The following is an 11036-nucleotide window of genomic DNA, read 5'->3' as shown; positions in this document are numbered from 1 at the left end:
CCTGGGCCGCCCTGCCTCGCACTCGCCACACAGCGGAGTGATCGCGGCCCCGACCGGTGCCCGGCGCGGCACCGATTCAGAAACCGGACCGCTCAATGCCATGACAGGTGGTGGTTGGACTTACGAATCATGGAGGCGCAGGGTGGGAAGTGCCCTCTCGCACACGAAGGGCACCCCTACGGCACCACCCGGAGACGACCCGATGAACCACGTCGCGGACCCCGCTCGCTACGACGGCACCATGCGCTACCGGCGCACCGGCCGCTCGGGACTGGACCTCCCGCTCCTGTCCCTGGGCTACTGGCACAACTTCGGCGACGACCGGCCGTTCGAGACCCAGCGCGAGATCGCGCTGCGCGCCTTCGACCTCGGGATCACCCACCACGACCTGGCCAACAACTACGGCCCGCCGTACGGCGCCGCCGAGATCAACTTCGGCCGGCTGCTGCGAAGCGACCTCGCGCCCTACCGGGACGAGCTGGTGATCTCCACCAAGGCGGGCTGGGACATGTGGCCCGGCCCCTACGGACAGGGCGGTGGTTCCCGCAAGTACGTGCTGGCCTCGCTGGACCAGTCGCTGCGGCGCATGGGCGTGGACTACGTGGACGTCTTCTACTCGCACCGGCTGGACGCGACCACGCCGCTGGAGGAGACGATGGGCGCGCTGGACACCGCCGTCCGCCAGGGCAAGGCGCTGTACGTCGGCATCTCCTCCTACGACGCGGAGCGCACCCGGCAGGCCGCGGCCATCCTGCGCGAACTGGGCACGCCGCTGCTGATCCACCAGCCGTCGTACAGCATGCTCAACCGCTGGATCGAGACCGACGGCCTGCTGGACACGGCCGAGGAGGAGGGTTTCGGCGTCATCGGTTTCACGGCGCTCGCCCAGGGGCTGCTCACCGGCCGCTACCTGGAGGGCGTGCCCGGGGACTCGCGGGCCGCTGCGGGCAAGTCCTTCGACCCGGCCTGGCTGACCGAGGACATGCGGAACCGGCTGCGCGCCCTGAACGACGTCGCCGCGCGCCGCGGGCAGAGTCTCGCGCAGCTCGCGCTGGCCTGGGCACTGCGTGACGAGCGGGTCACCTCGCTGGTCATCGGTGCCTCGCGCACGGAGCAGCTCGAGCAGAACGTCGCCGCGCTGGAGAACCTCGAGTTCACCGCCGAGGAGCTGGCCGAGATCGACAAGCTGGCCACCGACGGCGGTGTGGACCTGTGGCGGGAGGCGCGCCAGGGCACTCTCGGGTGATACATGGCACTGAGTGACACGAAAGTGTGGACATAAGGAAAAAGTCGGACATAATGGAAGTCATTCGGACCGCGACCGCGACTCGAGGAGCCGCTCCCCGTATGGCTTACGGAGCCCACCACAGCCCCTTCCCGCCGCCCCACCCCGACCTCGGCCTCGCTCGTCACTGCGCGCACTGCCTCGGCTGGGGAACCGTCGTCACCCGTGACGGTGAACACGAACTGTGCCGCACCTGCCAGCCCGACCCGCACGACGGCGAGGGCGGCCCCGGCTCCGTCTTCTAGTGCCGCCTGGGCCGGGATTCGATCCCGGTCGCCCTAGGCGCCGCCTCACCACCCGCCGCACGGAACCGGCCGCCCGCCGGCTCACCGCCCCGGGCGGCCGCCGTACGGCACCGGCCACCCGGCCGGACGCGGGTGGCACGGCACTCACCGGGGACGCCGAACGCGTACCGCACGACCAGGACACGGCCGGCCGCTCCCGACCCGGGCGCCGGCGGGCACGAGCCGTCCGGGGCGGGGCGCGCCGGACCCGCGGGGCGGGCCGGATCCGCGGGGCGGGCCGGCCCGTGAATCCGGCGGCGGAGGAGGAGCGGCCGCGAGAACCCGTGCGGCGGGAGGCCGCGGCGCGGGGGCGGGGTGTTTGGACCCGCGCAGAGTGGCAAACCGGATGGCGACCGCACTTCGGAACGACGTTGGGATGTGACTACCCCATGGCAGGCAACCAGAAGGCAAAGGCCAAGGCGGAGCAGGCCAAGGGCAAGGCCAAGGAGGCCGTGGGCCGCGCCGTCGGAAACGAGCGCATGGAGGCGGAGGGCCGCATGGAGGGCGCGCGGGGCGACGCCCGACAGGCCAAGGAGAAGGGCAAGGACGCCTTCAAGCACTGACGGGCGCCGAACCCGGGAAACCGCCGCCGGGGCAGGCCGCAGGGATCGCTCGCAGCGATTTCCGCGGCCTGCCCCGGTTCGCGTGTGCTTGATCGACCCTCCCACGGGTATGCGCGACAGGGACGGCACGAGCCTCCCCGATCAGGAAGGGACCCCGACCCCGGAGGAAGAGGGCAACGAGGTATGGACATCCGACTGTCGACGCACACGGCCACGCAGACCCGCCCCGGGCCGCTGCGGCACAGCCGCACCTGGGATCGGGGCGCGCCCCGCATCGCCGAGGCGAGGGACGCGGTCGGCGTCCTCCTGGCACAGGCGCTGCCCGCACCGGGCGGGCGCGCGGTCCAGGATGCCAAGCTCGTCGCGAGCGAGCTCGTCACCAACGCCGTCAAACACGCTCCCGGCCCGTGCGCGCTGCGGCTGGAGCTGTCGCCCGACGCCACCGCGCTGAGCATCACGGTCGTCGACACGTCCCCGGAACTGCCCCGGCAGCCCCCGCCCGACCCGGCGCGCGTGGGGGGCCACGGGCTGCTGCTGGTGAACATGCTCAGCGGCGGCCTGGAGGTCGCCCCGCTGCCGCACGGCAAGCGCGTCACCGCCACCGTCGCCCTGCACTCCGGCGGCCGGGCCGGGTGACGCCCGGCCCGGCCGCCGGGATCAGGCCAGCCTGATCCCCACGATGCAGGTGTCGTCGTCGGTGTCGGACCTGCTGTGCGTGAGCAGCCGGTCCAGGTGCTGGTCCAGGCCGCAGGGCGCGGAGCGCGCCATGGACAGCAGGTGCGACAGGGACTCCTGCACGGAGCGGTCCCGCCGCTCGATCAGGCCGTCGGTGTACATCAGCAGGGTGTCCCCGGCCGCGAGCTGGACCTCCGTCTCCTCGTACTCGGCCTCCGGTACGGCGCCCAGCAGCAGCCCCTTGAGCGTGGGCAGGGCGGTGGCCTCGGTGTCCCGGACCAGGACCGGCGGGAGATGTCCCGCCCGGGCCCAGCGCAGGGTACGCCGCTCGCCGTCGTAGAGACCGCACACCGCGGTGGCGGTGACGGCACCGGTCAGATGGTGGGCGACGATGTTCAGCCAGGACAGCAGCTGCGCCGGCCCGGCGCCCGTCACGGCCAGACCGCGCAGGGCGTTGCGCAGGACGACCATGCTGGTCGCCGCCTCTATCCCGTGCCCGGCGACGTCCCCCACGCACAGCAGGACGAGGCCCGAGGGCAGCACCACCGCGTCGTACCAGTCGCCACCGACCAGCTGCTCCGTCTCGGCGGGCCGGTACCGCACGGCCACCTGCAGGTCGGGCACCTCGAGAGGGGACTGCGTCGGCGGCATGATGGCGTGCTGGAGCTGCAGCGCCAGACGGTTGCGCTCGTCGGCCTGCTGCTCGGTGTGGGCGAGCTGGTCACGGGTCGCGGACAGGGCGACCTCCGTCCAGTGCTGGGCGGAGATGTCCTGGTAGGCGCCGCGGACGACGAGCAGTTGACCGTCGGTGTCCAGGACCGGTTCGGCCACCACCCGCACATGCCGGGTCACCCCCTCCGGCCGCTGCAGCCGGAAGGCGACGGAGGCCGGGCGCCGGTGGTGCACCAGGGTGCGCAGGAACCGGCCGATGCCGACGGCGTCGTCGGGGTGCGCGTGCGCGGCCAGGTCCTCCAGCGGCACCGGAGGGCTGGTGGGCGGCCGGCCGTACAGGTCGAAGAGCTGCCCGTTCCAGGTGATCTCGGCGGTCAGCAGGTTCTCCTCGAAGCCGCCGATGCGGCCGAGCCGCTGAGCGTGCTGGAGCAGGCTGGCCAGCCGGGCCGCCTCGTCCTCGATCCGCCAGATCAGCAGCACGCTGGAGCCGTGCCGGCTGATGCTGATGTCCGCGACCGCGGACAGCGGTACCTGGTCGACCAGGGCGGTGAGCCGCATGCGGTGCGCGCGGAAGGGCTCTCCGGTGGCGTAGACCCGCTCCACCCGCTGGAACAGCTCGTTGGTCCCGGCGGCCATCGGGTAGGCCTCCAGCAGCAGGGCGCCGCCGACCACGGCCCGCGGCCGGCCCGCCGGATCGAGGAAGCGACCGTTGACGTGCTGGATGCGGAAGTCGACGAGCTGCCCGCTGTCGTCGAGGTGCGGCACCAGGACCAGGGCCGGGTCGTGCAGTCCGTCCGCGAGGTCCATCAGTTCCACCGCGTCCGGCAGCACCCGGGTCTCCCGGGCCCCCGGCAGCAGCGGATGCGACTCCAGGGTGTGCGCGCACAGCTCGGCGAGCGCCTCGACCTGACGGACCACCTGGGGCGGCTGCGGGCCCTCGGGACCCGGCCAGGCGATCTCCAGGACGCCGTGGATGCGGCCGCCCACGCCGGCCGGTACGGCGGCCCGGGCGCCCTCCGCGAAGTCACGGCGGCCGATGGTGGGCAGCCCGGACTCGGCGAGGGACGCCAGCCACTGGCCGTCCCGCTCGGTCAGGCCGCGCCGGGCCACGGTGGCCACGTCCGGCGGGACGTAGCGCCAGCGCTCCGCCTCGGCCTGCGCGAACCCCGCGCTGCCCGCGAGGGTCAGCGAACCGTCGGAGCCGGCGGCCCAGACCGCGACGGCCACCGCGCCGAGCGGCCGCAGGGCGTGCTGGAGCAGCGAGTCGGCCACCGCCTGGGTGTCGGGGGCGGCGAGGACACCGCTCTCGGCGGCGCGCAGCCGCACGGCGGCGGAGTCCTCGTCCTGCCCGGCGGGGTCCGCGGTGGCGGCGAGGAAGGCCTTGGCGACCTCCGACACCCGGTCCCGGGCGGCCTGGTTGATGACCTCGACCGCGAACTCCAGCGGGGTCACCCGGGCCTGCTCGGTCAGTTCGGCGAGCTGGCGGGCGGCCTGGGCCGGTCCGCAGCCGAGGCGCTCGACCAGGATGCCCTTGGCCAGTTCCAGCAGCGCCCGGCCCTCGGCCTCGGCCTGCGCCGCCCGCACCTCGCCGCGCAGCCGCTCGACGGTGGCGGCGAGCCTGCCCACCAGCGAGGTGGCCGGCGCCCCGGACGGGTCGCCCTCCTGCGGTGCCCCGTGGGGCGCCGCGCTCTTCGGCCGACCCGGCGCCTCCAGGGCCCCGGGCGGGCCGGGTACGGCGGGCGGGCCGGCACCGGGCGGGCCCGGGTCCGGGGCGGTCGCCCCGGACAGCGGTTCGTGGTCGTTCACCGGTCACCTGCTCCTCGGCCTGCGGTCATGGCGTGCGTCCTCATGCGGGCAGCCAGCGCCGGACGCAGGCGATGAGGTCCTGGGTGTCGACCGGCTTGGTGACGTAGTCACTGGCGCCGGACGCGAGGCTCTTCTCCCGGTCGCCCTGCATGGCCTTGGCGGTCACGGCGATGACCGGAAGCTCGGCGTACCGGGGCATCCTGCGGATCTCGGCCGTGGCGGTGTAGCCGTCCATCTCGGGCATCATCACGTCCATCAGGACGAGTTCGACGTCCGGGTTGTTCGTCAGCGTCTCGATGCCCTTGCGGCCGTTCTCCGCGTGCAGCACGCGGAAACCGTGCAGTTCGAGGATGCCGCTGAGCGCGAACAGGTTGCGGGCGTCGTCGTCGACGACGAGGACCGTACGGCCGCGGGTCCGCTCGTCGACCGGCTGGGGTGCCGTGAGCTGCGGCTCCTCGCCACGGACCAGGGTCAGCACCTCACCGGGCTCCTCGGCCGAAAGGTGCAGGGCGATCCGCTCGCGCAGCTCGTCCAGGCTGTACAGGTACTCCAGCGAGCCGCCCGAGGGTTCCTCGGCGAGATGCTCGGTGCGGTGCGAGCTGTGCACCAGGACCGGGACGCTCGCGAGAGCCGAGTCACCGCGCAGCGCCCGCAGGAAGCGTGCCGACTCCCCGTCCGGCGCGCCGAGTTCGACGACGACGCAGTGGCAGGGTTCGGCGGCGAGGGCGCCGGCCGCCTCGTGCGCGCCGACCGCGGCGATGATGTCCACGGTGGCGCCCTCGGCCCGGCCGTGCCCGAGGTCCCCGACGACGCTCTCGGCGACGAGCGTGAGCAGGCCGCGCGGACGCTCCTCCACCACCAGCAGGCGGCGCGGGCGTTCCCGCCTGGCGGACGCCGGGGGCGCGCCCTCCAGGGCCGAGGTTCCGGGCGCCGTGCCGGCCGGCGACAGCTCGGGCGGCTTCGGCGCGCTGCCCAGCAGCTCCTCGAAGTCCACGCGGGCGACGGGCAGGAAGAGGGTGAAGGTGCTGCCCTTGCCGGGGGTGCTGGTCACGGTGACGGCTCCGCCGAGGAGATGGGCGATCTCCCGGGTGATGGACAGGCCGAGGCCGGTGCCGCCGTACTTGCGGCTGGTGGTGCCGTCCGCCTGCTGGAAGGCGCCGAAGATGGTCTCCCGCTGCTGTTCGGGGATGCCGATGCCGGTGTCCTTCACCCGGAAGGCCACGATGGTCGCGCCCCGCACCACGCCCTCGGGCACCTCGTCTCCGGGGGCGGGTTCGATGCGCAGCTCCACGCTGCCCTGCTCGGTGAACTTCACCGCGTTGGAGAGCAGGTTGCGCAGGATCTGGCGCAGCCGGGAGTCGTCGGTGAGCAGGTCGGCGGGGGCGCCGGGCGCGGTGGTGACGGTGAAGTCCAGGCTCTTCTGCGAGGTCATCGGGCGGAAGGTGGCCTCGACGTACTCGATGAGCTGCCGCAGCGGGACCCGCTCGGGGCTGACGTCCATCTTTCCGGCCTCGACCTTGGACAGGTCGAGGATGTCGTTGATGAGCTGCAGCAGATCGGAGCCGGCGGAGTGGATGATCCCCGCGTACTCGACCTGCTTCGGGGTGAGGTTGCGGGAGGGGTTCTGGGCCAGGAGCTGCGCGAGGATGAGCAGGCTGTTGAGCGGGGTGCGCAGCTCGTGGCTCATGTTGGCGAGGAACTCGGACTTGTAGCGGGAGGCGAGCGACAACTGCTGTGCGCGGGCCTCCAGTTCCTGTCGCGCCTGCTCGATCTGCAGGTTCTTGGCCTCGATGTCCCGGTTCTGGTCGGCCAGCAGGGAGGCCTTGTCCTCCAGTTCGGCGTTGGACTGCTGCAGCTCCTCCTGGCGTGCCTGCAACTCGGCGGAGCGTGAGCGCAGTTCGCTGGTGAGGCGCTGGGACTCCTCCAGCAGTTCGTCGGTCCGGGCGTTCGCGACGATCGTGTTGACGTTGACCCCGATGGTGTCCACGAGCTGCTGCAGGAAGTCCCGCTGGACGGGGGTGAACGCGGTGACCGAGGCGAGCTCGATGACGCCGAGGACCTGCTCCTCGAAGAGGATGGGGAGCAGCAGCAGGGCGGTGGGTTCGACCTGTCCGAGCCCGGAGGAGATGGTGACGTAGCCGGGCGGCAGCTCGTCGACGGCGATCGTGCGGCGGCTGCGTGCGGCCTGGCCGACCAGGGAGCGGCCGAACGGGATGCGGGCGGGCCGGTCGTCGTCCTCCGGCCTGCCGTAGGAGCCGACGAGCCGCAGCTCGGGGCCGCTCTCGCCGTCCTCGGCGAGGTAGAAGGCGCCGTACTGGGCGGAGACCTGGGGCACCAGCTCGTCCATGATCAGTTCCGCGACGACGGGAAGGTCGCGGTGGCCCTGCATGAGGGCGGAGATACGGGCGAGGTTGGTCTTGAGCCAGTCCTGTTCCTGGTTGGCCAGGGTGGTCTCGCGCAGGGACTCCACCATGGAGTTGATGTTGTCCTTGAGGTCGGCGACCTCGCCTGAGGCGTCGACGGTGACCGACCGGGTCAGGTCGCCCTCGGCGACGGCGCTCGCCACGTCGGCGATGGCGCGCACCTGCCGGGTGAGGTTGCCGGCGAGTTCGTTGACGTTCTCCGTCAGGCGCTTCCAGGTGCCGGAGACTCCTTCGACCTCGGCCTGTCCGCCGAGCCTGCCCTCGGTGCCCACCTCGCGGGCCACCCGGGTCACCTCGTCCGCGAACGCCGAGAGCTGGTCCACCATCGTGTTGATGGTCGTCTTCAGTTCGAGGATCTCGCCGCGCGCGTCGACGTCGATCTTCTTGGACAGGTCGCCCCGGGCCACGGCGGTGGTCACCAGCGCGATGTTGCGCACCTGGCCGGTGAGGTTGTTGGCCATGGAGTTGACGTTGTCGGTGAGGTCCTTCCAGGTGCCGGCCACGTTGGGCACGTGGGCCTGCCCGCCGAGCCGGCCCTCGGTGCCGACCTCGCGGGCCACCCGGGTGACCTCGTCGGCGAACGCGGACAGCGTGTCGACCATGGTGTTGATGACGTCGGCGAGCGCCGCGACCTCGCCCTCGGCCTCGACGGTGATCTTCTGCGACAGGTCCCCCTTGGCGACGGCCGTGGCGACCTGGGCGATGGAGCGGACCTGACCGGTGAGGTTGGACGCCATCACGTTGACGTTGTCGGTGAGGTCCTTCCAGGTGCCCGAGACCCCGCGCACGGTCGCCTGTCCGCCGAGGTTGCCGGCGGTGCCGACCTCGCGCGCCACCCGGGTCACCTCGTCGGCGAAGGCCGAGAGCTGGTCCACCATCGTGTTGATGGTGTTCTTCAGCTCCAGGATCTCGCCCCGGGCGTCCACCGTGATCTTCTGCGACAGGTCGCCCTGCGCCACCGCCGTGGCCACCTGGGCGACGTTGCGGACCTGCGCGGTGAGGTTGCCGGCCATGAAGTTGACCGAGTCCGTGAGGTCGCGCCAGGTGCCCTTGACGCCCTTGACGTCGGCCTGGCCGCCCAGCCGGCCCTCGGTGCCGACCTCCCGGGCCACCCGGGTCACCTCGTCCGCGAACGCCGAGAGCTGGTCCACCATCGTGTTGATGGTGTTCTTCAGCTCCAGGATCTCGCCCCGGGCGTCCACCGTGATCTTCTGCGACAGGTCGCCCTGCGCCACCGCCGTCGTCACCTGGGCGACGTTGCGGACCTGCGCGGTGAGGTTGCCGGCCATGAAGTTGACCGAGTCCGTGAGGTCGCGCCAGACACCGGCGACCCCGGGCACCTGGGCCTGTCCCCCGAGCCGCCCCTCGGTGCCGACCTCCCGGGCCACCCGGGTCACCTCGTCCGCGAACGCGGAGAGCTGGTCGACCATCGTGTTGACGGTCTCCTTGAGCTGGAGGATCTCACCGCGCGCGGGCACGTCGATCTTCTGCGACAGATCGCCCTTGGCGACGGCGGTGGCGACCTGGGCGATGTCGCGGACCTGGGTGGTGAGGTTGCCCGCCATCGCGTTGACCGAGTCGGTGAGGTCGGCCCAGGTACCGGAGACCCCCGGCACCTCGGCCTGGCCGCCGAGGGTGCCCTCGGTGCCCACCTCGCGGGCCACCCGGGTCACTTCGGAGGTGAACACCGACAACTGGTCGACCATGCCGTTGAAGACGGTGGCGATGTCGCCCATCAGGCCGCTGGAGTCGTCCGGCAGACGTGTGCCGAAGTCGCCGTCACGGACCGCCGTCAGCCCCGCGAGGAGCCGTCTCAGTTCCTGTTCACCCGGGACCGCGTCGGTCGTCCCCGTCGCCTTGCCGGCCATGTGCACCCTCGTTCCGCTCCCCAGGAGCCCTCGGGCAGAGGGCTCGGAACCACCGCCGGGCACGCGGCCTGACCCGGCCCTTGGTGTGTGCATTTCCGCAGTTCACGGATTTGCCTGATGAGAAAAATACGTCGCAGGCTAACCCACTTTCACGACCCCTCACAAAGCCGTCGCCCGGCCGGCGGGAGTTCTCGGGACGATCCGCCGCCCCGGGTGTGGAGTCCGCAACCCCGGGTAGTGGTATGTGTTCGGTACGTGCCGGCGAGCCTAATCCCGGCAGCGCGTCCCGCGGCTGCCGGGCACAGGCCGCCCGGGCACGCCGGCCCCGCCGTGCCCGGGCGGGCGTCGGCTCGTCGTCCGCGGGCGACGTGGTCCGGCGCTCCGGGACCGACCGGCCGTGTCACGGACCGCCGTCGGTTTCCCGCGGACGGTCCCCGGCCGGCGGGGGCGTCCGCCGCTGGGGCGCCTCGCCGGCGGTGAGGTGGGCCAGGACCTCCACCAGTTCCTTGCAGGCCTGTTCGACGGAGCGCCGGGTGTTGCGCTGCTCGGTGATCACGGCGGACAGCAGCAGCGCGGTGAGGGCCATCGCGCCGTTGAACGCCTGGAGTTTCGCCATGATCTCGATCTGGCTCAGCCCGGCGAAGGCGCCGGCGGCGTCCGTCGCCGCGACCGTGGCCAGCACGGACGTCAGCAGGGCGCAGAGCATGCCGCCGGCGAGCTGGAAGCGCAGCGCCGCCCAGATGATCAGCGGATAGACGAGGAAGAGCAGGCTGAGCGAGCTGTAGGCGGCCAGCGGAACGAGGGCGCAGGCGACCACGACCAGAGCGGTGGCCTCCCTCCAGCGCCCCAGCGGCGGCGGCCAGGTGGTGCGCCGCAGCAACAGCAGGACCGGGGTGACGAGCAGGACGCCCATGGCGTCGCCCACCCACCAGGCCAGCCACACGGCCCAGAAGGCCTGCGGCGCCAGCTTGCCGGTGAGGACGAGGACGCCGACGCCGAAGGTCGCGCTGATCGTCATGGCCGCCAGCGCACCGAGGAACACCAGGGCGAGACCGTCGCGCAGCCGGCTGATGTCGGTCCGGAAGCCGGACCGGCGCAGCAGCAGCACCGCGGTCACCGGTGCGACCGTCTGGCCGAAGAGGATGCCGACCACGTCGGGACCGGGGGTGCCGAGGGACCAGACGGCGAGCAGCGCGCCGACCGTGATGGCGGGCCAGCAACCGAGGCCGAGGAGCAGCAGGGCGGCGACGGCCACTCCGGTGGGCGGCCAGATCGGGGTGACGACGGCGCCCTCCACGGCCAGTTCGCGCATGAGTCCGAGGCGCGCCGACCCGTAGTAGCAGGCGGCGACCGCCAGAAGCCGGATCGCGTAGCCGCCCGGCCGGCGCGGATCCTGGTATGGCACCACAGCAGCAATCTCACACCGCCTGCTCCCCGTCTGCGAGGTGAGCGGTGATCGG

Annotated in this window: 7 protein-coding genes; 4 read left to right on the top strand and 3 right to left on the bottom strand. The window is 72.5% G+C overall.

Going from position 1 to position 11036, the window contains the following annotated elements; translation table 11 throughout:
- Positions 1–202: 202 nt before the first annotated feature.
- The 4 genes from mgrA (at position 203) to MXD57_RS15930 (ending at position 2768) form a co-directional block, all read left to right on the top strand.
- A complete protein-coding gene (gene mgrA / locus MXD57_RS15945; RefSeq protein WP_250402099.1) occupies positions 203–1246 on the top strand; it encodes an L-glyceraldehyde 3-phosphate reductase in 1044 nt (347 codons plus the stop codon).
- A 101-nt stretch (positions 1247–1347) separates the two neighbouring features.
- Positions 1348–1530, top strand: coding sequence for a hypothetical protein (locus MXD57_RS15940; protein ID WP_250402098.1), 183 nt, complete (start codon positions 1348–1350; stop codon positions 1528–1530).
- Positions 1531–1958: 428 nt separating this feature from the next.
- On the top strand, positions 1959–2132 hold the full coding sequence (locus tag MXD57_RS15935; protein WP_199209338.1) for a CsbD family protein: 174 nt from the start codon (positions 1959–1961) through the stop codon (positions 2130–2132).
- Positions 2133–2315: 183 nt separating this feature from the next.
- On the top strand, positions 2316–2768 hold the full coding sequence (locus MXD57_RS15930) for an ATP-binding protein (RefSeq protein WP_250402097.1): 453 nt from the start codon (positions 2316–2318) through the stop codon (positions 2766–2768).
- A gap of 21 nt (positions 2769–2789) precedes the next feature.
- Here the strand turns inward: MXD57_RS15930 and MXD57_RS15925 are convergent, their stop codons facing one another.
- The 3 genes from MXD57_RS15925 to MXD57_RS15915 all read right to left on the bottom strand — a co-directional run bounded on the left by MXD57_RS15925 (position 2790) and on the right by MXD57_RS15915 (position 10984).
- The gene (locus tag MXD57_RS15925; RefSeq protein WP_284505648.1) at positions 2790–5192 is read right to left on the bottom strand and encodes a SpoIIE family protein phosphatase; all 2403 of its coding nucleotides are present in this window, start codon (positions 5190–5192) and stop codon (positions 2790–2792) included.
- A 133-nt stretch (positions 5193–5325) separates the two neighbouring features.
- Complete coding sequence (locus tag MXD57_RS15920; protein WP_250402095.1) at positions 5326–9576, bottom strand: HAMP domain-containing protein; 4251 nt, start codon at positions 9574–9576, stop codon at positions 5326–5328.
- Positions 9577–9976: 400 nt separating this feature from the next.
- On the bottom strand, positions 9977–10984 hold the full coding sequence (locus tag MXD57_RS15915; protein ID WP_250402094.1) for an MASE1 domain-containing protein: 1008 nt from the start codon (positions 10982–10984) through the stop codon (positions 9977–9979).
- Positions 10985–11036: the final 52 nt, after the last annotated feature.

The sequence above is a fragment of the Streptomyces cellostaticus genome (assembly GCF_023630175.1).
Lineage (GTDB): Bacteria > Actinomycetota > Actinomycetes > Streptomycetales > Streptomycetaceae > Streptomyces > Streptomyces cellostaticus_A.
Note: the sequence above shows the minus strand (reverse complement) of the source record. Positions and strands in the feature narration are given on the sequence as shown.